Origin of the sequence: Nocardiopsis mwathae (genome assembly GCF_014201195.1) — a bacterium.
Taxonomy (GTDB): Bacteria; Actinomycetota; Actinomycetes; order Streptosporangiales; family Streptosporangiaceae; genus Nocardiopsis_C; species Nocardiopsis_C mwathae.
The window spans coordinates 1107920-1124332 of the sequence record NZ_JACHDS010000001.1 but is presented as its reverse complement, the minus strand read 5'-3'; the positions used below and the strand labels follow the sequence as shown (position 1 = coordinate 1124332).

Here is a 16413-nt window from a genome sequence, read left to right as displayed (position 1 = left end):
AGAATGCCGTGCATAATCGGACGATGCTCCGCTCCTACCGCCGGCTCTTCGCGATCCCCCACGTCGGCTCCCTCCTGAGCTGGTCGCTGGCCTCCCGCCTGTACATGCCGGGGCAGCCGATCGCCATCACCTTCCTGGTCGCCGACTGGACCGGCTCCTACACCAAGGCCGGCCTCGTCGTCGGCCTGCTCATCCTGGGCACCGCACTGGTCGCGCCGATGCGGGGGCGGATGGCCGACCGCGGCCACGCCGCCCGCATCGTCGTCGTGTGCGGCGTCGTCTACGCCGCCGGACTCAGCGCCATCGCCCTGCTGCCGGCCGAGCGGTGGTGGGCGGCGTTGCCGCTCGCGCTGGCCACGGGGTTGTTCTCACCCCCCGCCAACCAGATCGTGCGCGCGCTGTGGCCGCGCCTCACCCGCGGCCGCGACCTGCAGGCCGTCTACGCGGCGGAGGCGACCCTGCAGGAGCTGCTGTTCGTACTCGGCCCGATGCTGGCGGCGGGGGCGGTGGCGTTCGCGGATGCGCGCGTCGCGCTGGTCGTGCTGGCGGCGACGGCGCTGGTCGGCTCGCTCGGGTTCGCCGCCGCGCTGCGGCGCGCCGGTGTGGCCGACGCCGCGCCGCCCGCCGGGGAGGCTTCGGCCCACGAGGCGTCGACCGGTGCTGCGGGGCCGCGGCCGTCCCTGCTGGCCTCCGGCGGGTTCGTGCTGTTCATCGCCATGCTCTTCGCGCTCGTCGCCGGGATCATCGGGGTGGACCTGGTGCTGGTGGCCTGGGCCAACGAGCTGAACAGCCCCGCGCTGGCCATGGTGCTGGCGGCGGTGTGGGCGCTGGGCTCGCTCGTCGGCGGCCTGGTCGCGGGCGCGCTGCCGGGCACGCCCCGGCTCTCCCGCCGATTCGCCGGCTCGGCGCTGGGGATCGTGCTGCTGGTGCCGTTCTTCCCCCCGGTGACGCACCTGCCGACACCGATGCTGATCCTGCCGGTGCTGTTCGCCTCGGGGCTGTTCATCGCGCCGACGCTGGCGGCGGCGATGGGGCGGCTCAGCGCCACCGCCCCGCCGGACCGGCGCGCCGAGGCGTTCGGGTGGATGACGACGGCCCAGACCGCCGGATCCGCGGCCACATCCCCGCTCATGGGGGCGCTCATGGACTGGGGCGGTATCGCGTCGGGGGCCGCGGGCGCGGCCGCGCTTGTCGTGCTCGCCGCGGCGATCAGCCCGTTCCTCCCGGTGGGGCGCGCGGAACCCGAGGAGCCGGAGGGCGGCCGCGGGGCGCCGGACACGGCCGCGCGCCCCGCGGAGGGCGAGTCCGCCCGCGAAGGCAGGGGGCGCTGACCCGGTAGGGGCGGCGGCCGTGCGGGTCACCGGCTCCAGATCGGCGGAGTGCGGTCGATCCAGGGGTGCGCCGCCTCCAGTTGGGCGGAGAGGGACAGGAGCATCGGCTCGCCGCCCATGGGGCCGCTGATCATGACGCCGATGGGCAGGTCCTCGTCGGTCCAGTGGAGCGGGACGCTGACCGAGGGCTGCCCGGTGACGTTGAACATGGAGGTGAAGGGGGTGAACGCGGTCATCCGTGCGAACTCCTCGGCCGGGTCGGTGCCGAAGTGGCCGACCGGTACCGGGGGCAGCGCCAGCGTCGGGGTCAGCACCGCGTCGTATCCCAGGACCCGGGGCAGTGCGGCACGGACGCCCTGCTGGAGCGCGGTGGTCGCCCGCAGGTAGTCCTGGGCAGAGCAGGAGCGGCCGCGTTCGCGCAACCAGCGGTTGAGCGGGCGCAGCAGCTCCTCGCGCTCCGGCGGCACCGGGACGGCCAGCGCCATCACCGCCCATACCGTGGCGAAGTGGTCCATCGCCGCGGAATCGAAGGGCGGCTCGATCTCCTCGACGTCGTGGCCGAGGGAGACCAGCAGCTCGGTCGCCGACTCGTAGGCGGCGACCACGTCGGGGTGGACCTCCGCGCCGGGGACGACCGGGGCACGGAAGCGGGCGAGGCGCAGCCGACCGGGGTCGCGCCCGGCGTGGCCGAGGAAGGTCTCCCCCGCGGGCAGCGGCGGGGCGGTGTAGTAGTCGCCGGGGATGCTGACCGACATGACGTCGAGCAGCAGCGCGGCGTCGCGCACCGTTCGGGCGAGGGGGCCCGCGGTGGACAGGCCGATGAGGTCGGGTTTCTCCGGGGCCCCGCTGATGCGGCCGCGGGTGGGCTTGATGCCGAAGATGCCGCAGACACTGGCGGGGATGCGGATGGAGCCGCCGCCGTCGCTGGCGTGCGCGACGGGCGCCAGGCCCGCGGCCACCGCGGCCGCGGCGCCGCCGCTGGATCCCCCGGCCGACCGGGTGAGGTCCCAGGGGGTGCGCGCGGGCGGGGCGACGTCGTTCTCGGTGTAGCAGGGGGATCCGAACTCCGGTGTGTTGGTCTTGCCGGGGAAGACCGCGCCCGCGGCACGGAGCCGGGTGACGACGGCGGCGTCGTAGTCGGGGACGTTGTCGGCGAACGCCCGGGAGCCGTAGGTGTGCCGGACTCCGGCCTGGGGGTCCAGGTCCTTGATCGGGACCGGCACGCCGAGCAGCGGGGGCAGGTCCTCGGGCGATTCCTGGATCACCCGCTTCTCCGCGTTTCGCGCCTGCTGCCTCGCCTGTTCCTGGGTGACCGTAATGAAGGCACCGACGCGCTCGTCATGCCGTTCGATGCGCGCCAGGTAGTGGTCGGTGATCTCGGTGGGGGAAAGTTCGCGTTCCCGCACGGCGCGGGCCAGCTCGATCGCCGTGAGGTGGTGGATCTCCGTCATGAGCCGAGGGTAACTGGACGCATGAGGCCGGGGGGCGGCGCGCCCCGGGAAGCGGCTGCGGGCGCCTTCTCTAGAGAGGTCGGCCGATAAGGACCAGATATTCCCTGCCGCAGGCGCCTGAACACGTGAGAAACACCTCGCCGCAGGGAAGAAAAGTGTGAGATCCGATGGACTATGACTCGCAAATCCAGGGATCTACTCTTTCCATTGTGGAATCGGCAACCAGAGTCAAAGAGGGCGACCAGGGCCCCGAACCGTCCTACCCGTCCCCGTTCGTCACAGCCGACGGCGGTCGTTTCCGAAGTTCGCTCGGTCTCAGAGACGCCACGGCCGGAACCTATGGCTCACTGCTCGCCGGAGAGTCGGCGCGACGATGGGCGGTCCGCGCCGGCATGGCCGTCGTGGTCGGCTTGGCCGTCGGATTCCTCACGAGTGACTGGCGCATCGGCGTGACCCTCGGTGCCGCCGCGCTCATCGGTATGACCGTCTACTCCGTCCGGCGCTACTCCGAGGTGCCGCGGTGGCGCACGCCCTCGGCCGCGCAGCGCAAGACCGAGGCCCAGCTCCGGGTGATGCAGCGCATGGGCTACCGGGTCCTACACGCCCGCGGCATCCCCGGCGGCAACGGGCAGATCGACCACTTCATCGTCGGGCGCCGCGGCGCGTTCGCCATCGACTCCGAGTCCTGGGACAAGCGTCTGCCGCTGCGCAACAAGCTGGAAAAGCTCTACCACGGGCGGTTCTCGAAGAACGAGCGCATCGATGAGGCCTTGGAGGAGGCCCTCGTGGCCCAGCGCCTCATCAGCGAGGAGCTCGGCCGCGAGATCAAGGTGCGCGCGTCGCTGGCCATCTACGGACCGGGCATGCCGTGGGACAGCCACCGGCTGCGCGGCGTCGACATCATCCAGGGACACAAGGTGCGCAAGTGGCTGCGTACCGGAAAGGACCGGCTGACCGAGACAGAGATCGAGGAGATCTACCAGGCGGCGCTCAAGGTCCTTCCGCAGCGCTACTGAGGGGTGCTCCGCGCGGAGCGTCCCCGAGGCGGCGCACCTGAGCGAGCCTCGATCGGCCCGATCCCCTGGCCCCGGTCGGGCGGGATGGGCGGCCTCGGTCCGCCCATCCCTCGCTTTCCTCCGCCCGAACCCCGCCATCTCAGCATCCGGACGTTCGATCTTCTCCACCGAGACGCGAGCACGTCGCGGGCACGGCTACCATCGAGAGGAACCACTCGTAGTCGATGGGAGTCCCACCCCATGCCCGCGCTTCGCTCACGCACGGTCACCCACGGCAGGAACATGGCCGGAGCGCGCGCCCTCATGCGCGCGTCCGGCGTGGAACGTGAAGACTTCGGCAAGCCCATCGTGGCCGTCGCCAACAGCTTCACCCAGTTCGTTCCGGGCCACGTCCACCTCCGCGAGGTGGCCGACGTCGTAGCGGACGCCGTTCGCGAGGCGGGCGGCGTCCCCCGCGAGTTCAACACCATCGCGGTCGACGACGGCATCGCCATGGGCCACGGTGGGATGCTCTACTCGCTGCCCAGCCGCGAGTTGATCGCCGACGCCGTGGAGTACATGGTCAACGCCCACTGCGCCGACGCGCTCGTGTGCGTGTCCAACTGCGACAAGATCACCCCGGGCATGCTGCTGGCCGCCATGCGGCTGAACATCCCCACGGTGTTCGTCTCCGGCGGCCCGATGGAGGCCGGCAAGGTCACGGTCGTCGAGGGCACCGCCACCACGGTCCGCAAGCTCGACCTGATCAACCCGATGATCGCCGCCGCCGACGAGAGCGTCTCGCAGGCCGAGCTGGACGAGATGGAAGAGGCCGCCTGCCCCACCTGCGGCTCCTGCTCGGGCATGTTCACCGCCAACTCGATGAACTGCCTGACCGAGGCCATCGGGCTGGCCCTGCCCGGCAACGGCACCGTGCTGGCCACCCACGTCGCCCGCAAGAGGCTCTACGAGGACGCCGGACGCCTGGTGGTCGAGGCCGCGCGGCGCTACTACGAGGACGACGACCCCTCGGTGCTGCCGCTGTCCATCGCCACCCCGGCGGCCTTCGCCAACGCCATGGCACTCGACGTCGCCATGGGCGGCTCCACCAACACCATCCTGCACCTGCTGGCCGCGGCCACCGAGGCCGGAGTGGACTTCGGGCTCACGGAGATCGACGCGCTGTCGCGCCGGGTGCCCTGCCTGTGCAAGGTCGCGCCGAACACCGACAAGTACCACATCGAGGACGTCCACCGCGCCGGCGGGATCCCCGCCATCCTCGGCGAACTCGCCCGCGGCGGGCTGCTCGACACCTCGCTGCCGACGGTGCACGGCCGCACCGTCGGCGAGCTCCTGGCCGCGTGGGACATCGCCTCCGACCGAGTCCGGCCCGAGGCCGTCGAGCTGTTCCACGCCGCCCCGGGCGGTCGGCGCACCACCAAGGCCTACTCCCAGGACGTCCGCTGGGACACCCTGGACACCGACCGGGCAGGCGGCTGCATCCGCTCCGTCGAGCACGCCTACACCGCCGACGGCGGCCTCGCGGTGCTGTCCGGCAACCTCGCCCCGGACGGCGCCATCGTCAAGACGGCCGGGGTCGAGGAGGAGCTGTGGACGTTCAGCGGCCCGGCCAAGGTCTTCGAGAGCCAGGAGGACGCGGTCGACGGCATCCTCGGCAAGCGCGTCGAGGCGGGCGACGTCGTCGTCATCCGCTACGAGGGCCCCAAGGGCGGCCCCGGCATGCAGGAGATGCTGTACCCGACGAGCTTCCTCAAGGGCCGCGGCCTGGGCAAGGCCTGCGCCCTGATCACCGACGGACGCTTCTCCGGCGGCACGTCGGGCCTGTCCATCGGCCACGCCTCCCCCGAGGCGGCCTCGGGCGGCGACATCGCCCTGGTCGAGGACGGCGACATCATCTCCATCGACATCCCCGGCCGCGGTATCACCCTGGAGGTCCCCGCCGAGGAACTGGAGGCCCGCCGCGAACGCCTCCTCAAGGAACTCGGCCGCTTCCGCCCCAAGAACCGCGACCGCCCGGTCACCCCGGCCCTCCGCGCCTACGCCGCCATGGCCACCTCCGCCTCCACCGGCGCCGCCCGCGACGTCACCCAGGTGGAGTAAGCCGACTCGCGGCTCCCGTTCATGGCCGCCCCACCGCACCGGACCCTTCCGGCCGCGGTGGGGCGGCCGACTTGTGTGCGGCGGTGCGCTCGCCGAGGTGAGCGAGCAGAACGCGCAGCAGGTCGGCGAGCTGGTCCCGCTGATCGGTGGTGAGGCCGTCCAGCAGGCTCTCCTCATGTCGGAGCAGGTCGTCGACGGTCCGCTCGATGAGGGCGTGCCCCTCCGGCGTGAGCTCGACGGTCGTGCTGCGCCCATCCGCCCCCTCTTTGAAGCGGCGCACCAGGCCCTGCTCCTCGGCACGGGCCAGCCGCAGCGACACCGCCCCCGGGCTGACCAGTGCGGCCCGGGCGATCTCTCCGGGGGTGAGCCGGTAGGGCGGACCGGCCCGCCGCAGGGTGCTGAGTAGGTCACGGGTGGCGGCGTCCATGCCCAGGCGGGCCATGGTGCGCCTGCGGTCGTCGTCGAGAAGCTTGGCCACCTGCCAGACACGGGTGATGACGCCGATGGAGTCGACCGGGGTGCCGGGCCGCTCGCGCAGCCACGCCTTCTGGATGCGGTCCACCGCGTCCTCCGTTGGCTGGGTGGCGCCCTTCGCGGGTGCTGCCGCACACTCCCCAGCGCACTTTTCTCCGTGTTCACTTCCCATAGTGGTACTTTAGCGCTGAAACACATATTTCAGCACTAAAGGAGATTACTGTGGCGCGCGTCGTGGTGTCCGGAGGCGGGACAGGTATCGGCCGGGCCGTGGCCGAGCACTTCGCATCGTCCGGAGCCCGGGTGACGATCCTGGGGCGCCGGGCCGAGCTACTCCGGCAGGCCGCCGAGGCGATCGGCGCCGATGCGGTGGTCTGCGACGTGGCCGACCCCTCCGCGCTGGAGGCCGCCCTACCCCGGCTGCCCGAGGCGGTCGATGTCCTGGTCAACAATGCAGGCGGAAACGCCGACCTGGACGAGCCGCCGAGACCGGACGGCGATGCGGGGGCCGGCGGAATGCCCCGCACCGGGGAACTTGCGGAGCTGGCAGCAGGCTGGCGGCGCAACATCGACGCGAACCTGCTCTCGGCGGTCCTGCTCACGGCGGCTCTCCGCCCCCGGCTCACCCCCGGGGGCCGCGTGGTGACCATCGGGTCCATCGCCGCTCGGACCGGGGCAGGGTCCTACGGAGCGGCCAAGGCCGCCGTGGAGGCGTGGACGGCCGACCTGGCGGCAGAGCTCGGTGGTCAGGAGATCACGGCCAACGTGGTCTCACCCGGACTCACCGTCGGCACCGAGTTCTTCCGTGGCCGACTGGGCGAGGAGCGCGAGCGGCGGCTCATCGCTGCCACCGCGACCGGGCGGGCCGGAACCCCCGACGACATCGCCGCTCTGGTCGGCTTTCTCGCCTCCCCCGGCGCCGGACACATCACCGGCCAGGTACTGCACGTCAACGGCGGCGCCCACCTCGGGCGCTGAGGCGTGGCCGGCCCGGCCGCCATCCGGCCGGGCCGGCCACCGGGCCACCGGGCCACCGGGCCACCGGGCCACCGGGCCACCGGGTTCTCCATTGCGGGGCGGGCGGAAAGGGCGGCGCCCAGGGCCGGTGGGGTCCTGGGCGCCGGTGGCCTGGGGCCGTGGGGCGTTCTCGGTTGTTCTCCTTCGGCTCTTCTTCGGGCCGGTCAGGCCGCCACTCGGGCCATGTACGGCGCCCACTGGGGGTCGCCGTGATTCTCGCCGTTGATGAGCCGCCAGTGCAGGCCCCGGGGAACCGTGGGTGTGACGTTCAGTTCCCAGCCGAGCTCGTCGAGGAGGCGGTCGGCCTTGCGGTGGTTACACGGTTTGCACGACGCCACGACGTTCTCCCACACGTGGGCGCCGCCGCGGCTGCGCGGGATCACGTGGTCGATGGTCTCGGCCCGCTTCCCGCAGTAGGCGCAGTGGTGCCCGTCCCGGCGCATGAGCGCCACCCGGGTGAGGGGGACCCGTCTCCGGTAGGGGACGCGGATGTAGCGCCGAAGCCGGATCACCGACGGAACCGACAGCGCGGTGGACGCCGAGTGCAGGACGGCGCCTCCGGCGTCGCCATGCACGACTTCGGCTTTTTCCCGCAACACCAGCAGGATCGCTCGCCGCAACGGTAGGGTCGTCAAAGGTTCGTAACTCGCGTTGAGAAGCAGCACGTGGCGGTGGACTGTGCCGCCCTCCGTACCGCGTGCGGTGCTCATCGCGTCTCCCGTGCCGGCGTGTCGGCCGGCGAGCCGCCTGTCTCTTCCCCGGCCAGCCGATCGGCCAGCCAGGCTGCCTCCTTGTGTACCGGTCGCATGACCGGAACCGTTCGCGTTTCCACACGGACCTCCCGTGGGTGGTTCCCGCCGAGTAACGTCCCGCATTCAGTTTGCTTGGTCGAAGCGCTCCACCGCCACCCCAAATACCGGGAGCCCGGGAAAACCTCCGGGAAACTCATCTTCTGCCACCGTCCCCCTTTTCCCAGTCAGCCGCGCCGGGAGCGCACGCCAAAGGTCTGTGGATAGAGTTCGGACATGCCTGTACGCCGTTACCCCGCCGCCGAGCGGCTGGAACTCAGCGAATCGCTGCACGGATACGACATCCGTGACCCCTACCGCTGGCTGGAAGAGGCCGATTCCGCCCAGACGAAGGAGTGGGCGGCCGCCCAGGACGGCCTCTATACCGAGGAGGCCGCGAGCCTGCCCGCCCGCGAGTGGTTCGCCGAGCGCATCCACGAACTCATGGGTGCCGGGTTCGTGGGCGCGCCCGTCTGGCGGGGTGAGAGGCGCTTCTTCACCCGCCGGACCGCCGAGCAGGAGCACGGGGTGCTGCACACCGTGGACCCGGACGGCGGCACCGAACGGGTGCTGATCGACCCCACCGCCATCGACCCCAGCGGCGGCACCACGCTCGACTCCTGGCGCCCCGACCGCGAGGGCCGGCTGATCGCCTACCAGCTCTCCGAGGGCGGCGACGAGGAGTCGCTGCTGCGCGTCATGGACGTGGCCACCGGTGAGGAGGTCGACGGCCCGATCGACCGCTGCCGCTACTCCCCCATCGCCTGGCTGCCCGGCGGCGAGGCGTTCTACTACATCCGGCGCCTGGCACCCGACCTGGTCCCCGAGGGCGAGGAGCAGTACCACCGGCGCGTCTACCTGCACCGGGTCGGTACGCCCGTCGACGAGGACGTGCTGATCTTCGGGGAGGGCCGCGACAAGACCGAGTACTTCGGCCTGTCCCTGAGCCGCGACGCGCGGTGGCTGGTGCTCACCGCCTCAAAGGGCACGGACGCGCGCAACGACGCCTGGATCGCCGACCTCTCCGGGGCCGGCCCCGAGGCGCCGCGCTTCGTGCCGATCCAGGAGGGCGTGGACGCCGAGGTCTCCCCGCACGTGGGACGCGACGGCCGGCTCTACCTGTTCACCGACCGCGACGCACCGCGCGGCCGCCTGTGCGTGGCCGACCCCGCCGCGCCCTCCTACGCGCACTGGCGCACCCTCATCGCCACCGACCCGGACGCCGTGCTCGCCGACTTCGCCGTCCTGGACGGGGCCGAATCGGACACCCCGCAGCTGCTGGTCTCCTGGCGTCGGCACGCCATCAGCGAGGTCACCGTGCACGACCTCGCCTCCGGCGAGCGGCGCGGCGCACTACCGCTACCGGGCCTCGGCTCGATCGGCGGGCTGATCGAGCGCCCCGAGGGCGGGCACGAGGCGTGGTTCGGCTACGCCGACAACACGTCGCCGACCGCGGTCCACCACTACGACGCGCGGACCGGCGAGGTGTCCCTGTGGGCGAGCCCGCCGGGCACCCTCGACCTTCCCGAGGTGCGTACCGAGCAGGTCACCTTCACCTCCCGCGACGGGACGGCCGTGCGCATGCTGGTGGTCTCCCCGCCCGAGGAGGACGGCGCCGGTCCGCGCCCCGCGGTCCTGTACGGCTACGGGGGCTTCTCGATCTCGCTGACCCCGGGTTACAACGCCACCGCGCTGGCATGGGTGCGGGCCGGGGGCGTGTACGCGATCGCCAACCTCCGGGGCGGTCTGGAGGAGGGCGAGGAATGGCACCGCGGCGGCATGCTGGCCGCCAAGCAGAACGTGTTCGACGACTGCGCGAGCGCCGCCGAGCACCTCATCGCCACCGGTGTCACCACCGCCGACCGGCTGGCCGTGATGGGCGGCAGCAACGGCGGGCTGCTGGTCGGCGCGTCGATCACGCAGCGCCCCGACCTGTTCGCCGCAGCCGTGTGCTCGGCTCCGCTGCTGGACATGGTCCGCTACGAGCGCTTCGGGCTGGGGCAGCTGTGGAACGGCGAGTACGGCAGCGCCGAGGACCCCGAGGCGCTCGGCTGGCTGCTGGCCTACTCGCCTTACCACAACGTGCGCGAGGGCGTGCGCTACCCGGCGACGCTGTTCACCGTGTTCGACAACGACACCCGGGTCGACCCGCTGCACGCCCGGAAGATGTGCGCGGAGCTGCAGTACGCCACCGGGGCGCCGTTCGAGGAGCGGCCGATCCTGCTGCGCCGCGAGGCCGATGTCGGGCACAGCTCCCGCTCGGTGAGCCGCAGCGTGCGCCTCAGCGCCGACCAGCTGGCCTTCCTGGCACACCACACCGGCCTGAAGGTGGACGGGCCGGTGTGACCGGCGTCTCCGAGGCCGGGCGCCGCTGTCGCCCGCCGACCTGAGAGAATCGCCGGGTTGCAGCGTGGACGACCGGTGGAGGGATGACAGCCGTGACCGAGCACATGACCGCGACCCCCGTCTCGGAGGACCCGGGGGGCGGTCCCCGGCGGCATGTGTACCTCGCGACCGTCCGCTTCGCCGACCTGGACCCGTTGAACCACGTCAACAACGTCCGGATGCTGACCTACCTGGAGGATGCCCGGGTCGCGTTCCTCAAGTGGGACGTGCCGGAGGTCGGGGCGGCCCGAGTGGGCGGCATGGTCGTCGCCCGGCACGAGGTCGACTACCTGCGCCCGATCCTGCTGCGCCCGGAGCCGGTGCGCGTCGAGACGTGGGTGTCGGAGATCCGCAACGCGAGCTTCCGGCTGGAGTACGAGATCCTCGACGACGACCACGTCTACGCGCGTGCCGCCTCGGTCATCGTCGGCTACGACCTGGAGTCGCAGTCACCCCGCCGCCTCGACGAGGATGAACGGGCCTACCTCGGGGAGTACCTGCACCCCGTGACCGGCGGTGAACATGGGAAATGATCGGGCGGAATGATCGGGCGGAACGGGCAGGACCGGATCCGCCCCCATGATCATCGGAGCGAGATGCGGATGGGTTCGTCGCCGTCGCTGTCGTCGCCGCTGCGCTCCACGCTGATCGAGGTGGGGTCGGCGACCTGAGCCGCAGCGGCCTGCTCCGCCGCGGCTTCGGGGGCGTTGACCATGCTGTGCGCGGCCATCACCATGTACTCCCACATCTGCCGGTCGAGCGGTGCGGGGAGAGCGATGTCGTCCATGGCGGCGCGCATGTGCCGCAGCCACCGGTCGCGTTCGGGGGCGCCGATGGTGAAGGGGACGTGCCGCATGCGCAGCCGGGGGTGGCCCCGGCGCTCGCTGTAGGTGCGCGGGCCGCCCCAGTACTGGATGAGGAACAGGCGCAGCCGCTCTTCGGCCGGGCCGAGGTCCTCCTCGGGGTACATCGCCCGCAGCACGGGGTCGCCTGCGACGCCCTCGTAGAAGCGGCGGACGAGGCGGACGAAGGTCTCTTCGCCGCCGACGGCCTCGTAGAAGGTCACTTGGTCATCGCGCGCGGAAGTCATAGTCACCGGACAGCCTATGTGCTCTCCGGCCGCCTGGCGACCGCCGGGGCCCACCGGGAACGGGCCGACGACTCGGCGGATACGGCGCGGCCCGGATCCGCCCTCCGGCGGATCCGGGCCGTGAGCCGGAGACGTCGGTGGTCAGTCGCGGGTGAGCTTGCGGTGGGTCACCGCGTGCGGGCGCGCGGCCTCAGGGCCGAGACGCTCGATCTTGTTCTTCTCGTAGGCCTCGAAGTTGCCCTCGAACCAGTACCAGTCGGACTCGCCCTCCCACGCCAGGATGTGCGTGGCGACGCGGTCCAGGAACCAGCGGTCGTGGCTGGTGATCACCGCGCAGCCGGGGAAGTCCAGCAGCGCGTTCTCCAGCGAGCCCAGCGTTTCGACGTCCAGGTCGTTGGTGGGCTCGTCCAGCAGCAGCAGGTTGCCGCCCTGCTTCAGGGTGAGCGCGAGGTTGACGCGGTTGCGCTCACCGCCGGACAGCACACCGGCCGGCTTCTGCTGGTCGGAGCCCTTGAAGCCGAACGCCGCCACGTACGCGCGGCTGGGGATCTCGACGTTGCCGACCTGGATGAAGGTCTCGCCGTCGGAGATCACCTCCCAGACGTTCTTGTCCGGGTTGATGCGGCTCCGGTACTGGTCGACGTAGGAGATCTGCACCGTGTCGCCGACGTTGATCGAGCCGCCGTCGGGCTGCTCCTCACCGACGATCATCTTGAAGAGGGTCGTCTTACCGACACCGTTGGGGCCGATGACACCGACGATGCCGTTGGGCGGGAGCGAGAAGCTCAGGCCCTCGATCAGCTGCTCCTCGTAGCCCTTGCTGAGGTTCTTGACCTCGACCACCGTGCCGCCCAGGCGCGGGCCCGGCGGAATCTGGATCTCCTCGAAGTCCAGCTTGCGGGTCTTTGCCGCCTCGGCGGCCATCTCCTCGTAGCGCTGGAGACGGGCCTTGCTCTTGGTCTGGCGCGCCTTGGCGTTGGAGCGGACCCACTCCAGCTCTTCCTTGATCCGCTTCTGCCGCTTGGCGTCCTTCTGCCCCTCGACCTTCAGGCGGGCGGCCTTGGTGTCGAGGTAGGTGGTGTAGTTGCCCTCGTAGGGGTAGAGCTTGCCGCGGTCGATCTCCAGGATCCACGTGGCGACGTGGTCGAGGAAGTAGCGGTCGTGGGTGATCGCGACGATCGTCCCCGCGTAGCTCTCCAGGTGCTGCTCCAGCCACTGCACGCTTTCGGCGTCGAGGTGGTTGGTGGGCTCGTCGAGGAGGAGCATGTCGGGCTTCTCCAGCAGCAGGCGGCACAGCGCGACACGGCGCTTCTCGCCACCGGAGAGGTTGGTGACGGGGGTGTCGGCCGGCGGGCAGCGCAGCGCGTCCATGGCCTGGGCCAGCTGGCTGTCGAGGTCCCAGGCGTTGCGGTGGTCGAGCTGCTCCTGCAGCTTGCCCATCTCTTCGAGGAGATCGTCGGAGTAGTCGGTCGCCATCTTCTCGGCGATCTCGTTGAACCGGTCCAGCATCCGCTTGGTCTCGGCGACGCCGTCCTCGACGTTCTGCAGGACCGTCTTGTCCGGATCGAGGTGCGGCTCCTGGGCCAGCATGCCCACGCTGAACCCGGGCATCAGCCGAGCCTCACCGTTGGACGGCTGCTCGACGCCCGCCAGGACCTTCAGCAGGGTGGACTTACCCGCGCCGTTCGGCCCGACGACACCGATCTTGGCGCCGGGCAGGAACGAACCCGAAACGTCGTCCAGGACGACCTTGTCGCCGTGCGTCTTGCGCACGTTCCGCATGGTGTAGATGTACTCCGGCATGCTCTCCAGCCTAGGGCGTACGCGCAGGTGCCCTTGACATCACGGCGGATTCGCATCGTCCGCGCCCGTCCCGGTCGTCCCTGCTGCTCCGGTCTGCTCCACCGCCTCCGGCAGGGCCGTGGGACCGTCCGGGCCGGCCAGCGGCGCGACCCGCTCCAGCCACTCGGTGCTCATCGGCTCCCACTTCTCCGGGGGCATCCCGCCGCGCACCGCCTGGCGCACCAGCGCCGCCATCGTGTAGTGGGGCGCCGACTCTTCGACGCGGTCCAGCGCGACGTCGGCCAGGGCGGTGTCGCCGCTCTGCCAGGCGGCAAAAGCGAGTAACGCTCCGGGGGCGGCCGCGTATTCCGGGCCCACGTGCCGGAAGACGTGGCGCCACAGTCCGACGTGGGTGTCGATGTGTTCGGCGTCGATGAGTGCCCACGCCTCGTCGCGCACGCGGACGCTGGCCAGGACCAGGCCGAGCCAGGCGATGGCCTCCGGGTCGTCGACGAGGCGGCCGTCGCGCGCGGCGCCGACCGCCGCGTGTACCGCGCGCACGCCCTCGACCCGCAGGGCGGTGCGCACCGCCGTGGGGCCCAGGTCGGACGCGTGGCGACGCAGCCGCGCGGCGCGCGCCTCGGCCTGGGCCGTCGCCCGCCGCATCTCGGTCGAGCGCGGTCCGCCGACCGGGGCGACGAACTCCTCGATCAGCCGCCGGTCGCGCCAGGCGGTGAGCCCACCGACGACCGCGGTGGCCGGGACCGTGGAAGTGCCGACGTCGTAGGCGACTCCGTCGGGCGGGCAGCACTCCGGCGCGGAGCAGACATAGGACCAGTAGCGGCCGCCGACCACCCGCAGCGCCTCCCGCACCGGCACCCCGGCGGCCGGGGCGTGCGCGCGCAGTGCGTCCACCAGCGGGGTGATGCGGTGCGCCGGGCCGTACCCGACCGCGATCACGTTGGCGCAGCCGGCCTCGGCCAGCAGTGCGGCGACCTGCCGGCCCCACTGCGCGGGCAGGTCGGGCGGCCGGTCGGCCAGGTCGCAGCGGAGCACGCAGCGCAGGCGCGCGGCTCCCGGGCGGAGCCCGAGGATGACGAGGCAGTCGGCGGGGTGGAAGCCGAGGAGGTAGGGGACGGCGGCGATGACGTCGGTGGGGCCGCCGATGGTGAGGGTGGGCGGATCGGTGAAGGAGGAGAGGTGCGGACCGTCGTCGTGTGCCATGCGTCCACGGTGGGTGATCGCGCGATCACCCGGCAAAGGCGCCGTTCGGCCCTGTGGACGCCCGGAGACCCGGCGCCGACCGGTCCGGGGGTGCGGGAGGGGCGACGCCGCCGCGCTCACCTCGCGCGATGCCGGAGCGGCGACTGCCGCAGGGTGGGCGGCCGGCGCAACGCGGGAAGGCACACGCGGTCGCGTCCGGCGTCCTTGGCCCGGTAGAGGGCGAGGTCGGCGGCGGCGAGCAGGTCGACGAGGTCGTCGCCGTGCGTGCGCAGGAGCGCCACCCCGATCGAGACGGTGATGTCCACGGTGTGCTCGCCGATCGCCAGGACGGTGCGGCCGACCGTGCAGCGGAGCCGTTCGGCCACCCGGCACGCCTCGGCCATGTCGGCGCCCGGCAGGAGCACGACGAACTCCTCGCCGCCGAAGCGGCCGATCCTGTCGCCCTGGCGCAGCTGGTGGGCGAGCGTGGCCGCCACGCCCGCCAGTACGTGGTCGCCGACCAGGTGCCCGTAGGTGTCGTTGACCCGCTTGAAGTGGTCGATGTCGATGACCAGCACCGCGGCCGACCGCCGTCCGTGCACGGCGCGGCGCAGCTCGGCGCGCGCCTCGCGCTCCCAGGTCGCCGCGTTGAGCAGCCCGGTCTTGGGGTCGGTGCGGGCGGCGGCCTGCAGCTGCTGGTACATCAGGCTGCGCTGGAGCAGCATGACCGGCGGCACGGCGATGAGCAGCAGCAGTACCGACAGTCCGGAGAGGATGGCGACGGTGAGCCCCACGCACATCTCGACGCTGTCGACGGTGACGGCCTCGCGGTCCCACAGCAGTCGGCGCCAGGTGGTGTCGGACGCGCTCAGGTGCACGGCCATCGCGATGGTCAGCGTGTTCAGCACGGTGAACAGGGCGCAGCAGAACACCGCCAGCAGCGCCCCCGACCCGGTCACCAGGATCTCCCGGCCGATGTGGGAGGGCATCCCGGCCGGGCCGACGATGTCACCGGTGAGGGCGAGGTGGAAGACGGCCGAGGCGATGAACCCCGACAGCCCGACCGACGCGGCGTTGAACACGCGTCGGTGCAGCATGGTCCTCCTGATACGGAACTGCAGGAGGAGATAGACCGGAATGGGGATGATAAGGGAGTACACCGGCGGTAGGAGCAGAAGGGTGGGAAACCACCACGCCCCCAGCAGATCGCGGGTCAGACCGGTCGGGGTACCGAGTCGGCGCATCGCCTCCACACAAATCGCGGCACATACCACGAGTGAGCAGAAGGTGACCATCTCCTCACGGCGCGCGGGGGTCAGCGCCGCGGAGATCGCAAGCAGCGACACCGCACAGACCAGCACCATCGCCATGAACACGAGGAGCGGTCGGGGTTGGTCGAACAGCGCCCACCGGCGCGCCTGCCAGCTCCAGGACCGCTCACGTTCGGTAACTACCCGCTCGGCCACCGCCATGTCGATCCCCCCGCTCGCCACCAGTGCACCCGGACCGGCCCTCACTGGCCCTCGCCACCCGAACCCGCTGGGACAGGGCGGCTTGGGGTGACACGACCCGACATTGAATCACAGTCAGTGACACCTTAATCGCCGATTGTGCATTGCGGAGCGGAAACCACTAGATTGAGGCACGCTGCAGCCCGCCCATTACGGTCAGGCGGCCGCACGACGGGGGTTGGCCGACACGTGCGGCGCGGCGATCATGGCCTGGGGCGCGGCCCGGTCGGCCGCGAGTCGGTGAACGGCGTCGCGGGCGGCCCCG

Annotated in this window: 13 protein-coding genes; 6 read left to right on the top strand and 7 right to left on the bottom strand. The window is 71.7% G+C overall.

Annotated elements, in window-relative coordinates:
- Positions 1–23: 23 nt before the first annotated feature.
- Positions 24–1331: an MFS transporter gene (locus HNR23_RS04455; protein ID WP_184073767.1), complete on the top strand. Its 1308-nt coding sequence runs from the start codon at positions 24–26 to the stop codon at positions 1329–1331.
- A gap of 26 nt (positions 1332–1357) precedes the next feature.
- Here HNR23_RS04455 and HNR23_RS04450 read toward each other — a convergent pair whose 3' ends face one another.
- Entirely contained in the window at positions 1358–2782 is a 1425-nt protein-coding gene (locus HNR23_RS04450; RefSeq protein ID WP_184073765.1) for an amidase, read from the bottom strand.
- Positions 2783–3129: 347 nt separating this feature from the next.
- On the opposite strand from HNR23_RS04450, the gene HNR23_RS04445 reads away from it, so the two are divergent.
- Positions 3130–3798: a nuclease-related domain-containing protein gene (locus HNR23_RS04445; RefSeq protein WP_246421951.1), complete on the top strand. Its 669-nt coding sequence runs from the start codon at positions 3130–3132 to the stop codon at positions 3796–3798.
- A gap of 240 nt (positions 3799–4038) precedes the next feature.
- The gene (ilvD, locus tag HNR23_RS04440) at positions 4039–5898 is read left to right on the top strand and encodes a dihydroxy-acid dehydratase (RefSeq protein WP_184073763.1); all 1860 of its coding nucleotides are present in this window, start codon (positions 4039–4041) and stop codon (positions 5896–5898) included.
- A 19-nt stretch (positions 5899–5917) separates the two neighbouring features.
- On the opposite strand, the gene HNR23_RS04435 is transcribed toward ilvD, so the two are convergent.
- Positions 5918–6460, bottom strand: a complete 543-nt coding sequence (locus HNR23_RS04435; RefSeq protein WP_343070418.1) for a MarR family winged helix-turn-helix transcriptional regulator — start codon at positions 6458–6460, stop codon at positions 5918–5920.
- 134 nt (positions 6461–6594) lie between these two features.
- Between HNR23_RS04435 and HNR23_RS04430 the strand changes: the two genes are divergently transcribed.
- Positions 6595–7350, top strand: coding sequence for an SDR family oxidoreductase (locus HNR23_RS04430; protein WP_184073759.1), 756 nt, complete (start codon positions 6595–6597; stop codon positions 7348–7350).
- Positions 7351–7553: 203 nt separating this feature from the next.
- Here the strand turns inward: HNR23_RS04430 and HNR23_RS04425 are convergent, their stop codons facing one another.
- Positions 7554–8054 (bottom strand): HNH endonuclease, encoded by a 501-nt coding sequence (locus HNR23_RS04425; RefSeq protein ID WP_184079871.1) that lies wholly within the window; start codon positions 8052–8054, stop codon positions 7554–7556.
- 360 nt (positions 8055–8414) lie between these two features.
- Here HNR23_RS04425 and HNR23_RS04420 point away from each other — a divergent pair, with 360 nt between their 5' ends.
- Together HNR23_RS04420 and HNR23_RS04415 are read left to right on the top strand one after the other, a co-directional pair.
- A complete protein-coding gene (locus HNR23_RS04420) occupies positions 8415–10523 on the top strand; it encodes a prolyl oligopeptidase family serine peptidase (RefSeq protein ID WP_184073757.1) in 2109 nt (702 codons plus the stop codon).
- A 104-nt stretch (positions 10524–10627) separates the two neighbouring features.
- A complete protein-coding gene (locus HNR23_RS04415; protein ID WP_184079869.1) occupies positions 10628–11095 on the top strand; it encodes an acyl-CoA thioesterase in 468 nt (155 codons plus the stop codon).
- A 50-nt stretch (positions 11096–11145) separates the two neighbouring features.
- Here the strand turns inward: HNR23_RS04415 and HNR23_RS04410 are convergent, their stop codons facing one another.
- From HNR23_RS04410 to HNR23_RS04395, 4 genes are all read right to left on the bottom strand, one after another.
- A complete protein-coding gene (locus HNR23_RS04410) occupies positions 11146–11652 on the bottom strand; it encodes a globin (RefSeq protein ID WP_184079867.1) in 507 nt (168 codons plus the stop codon).
- A 141-nt stretch (positions 11653–11793) separates the two neighbouring features.
- Complete coding sequence (ettA, locus tag HNR23_RS04405; RefSeq protein ID WP_184073755.1) at positions 11794–13455, bottom strand: energy-dependent translational throttle protein EttA; 1662 nt, start codon at positions 13453–13455, stop codon at positions 11794–11796.
- Positions 13456–13494: 39 nt separating this feature from the next.
- Positions 13495–14658: a DUF4192 domain-containing protein gene (locus HNR23_RS04400; protein ID WP_184073753.1), complete on the bottom strand. Its 1164-nt coding sequence runs from the start codon at positions 14656–14658 to the stop codon at positions 13495–13497.
- A gap of 116 nt (positions 14659–14774) precedes the next feature.
- The gene (locus HNR23_RS04395) at positions 14775–16130 is read right to left on the bottom strand and encodes a GGDEF domain-containing protein (protein ID WP_343070417.1); all 1356 of its coding nucleotides are present in this window, start codon (positions 16128–16130) and stop codon (positions 14775–14777) included.
- Between the last annotated feature and the right edge of the window lie 283 nt (positions 16131–16413).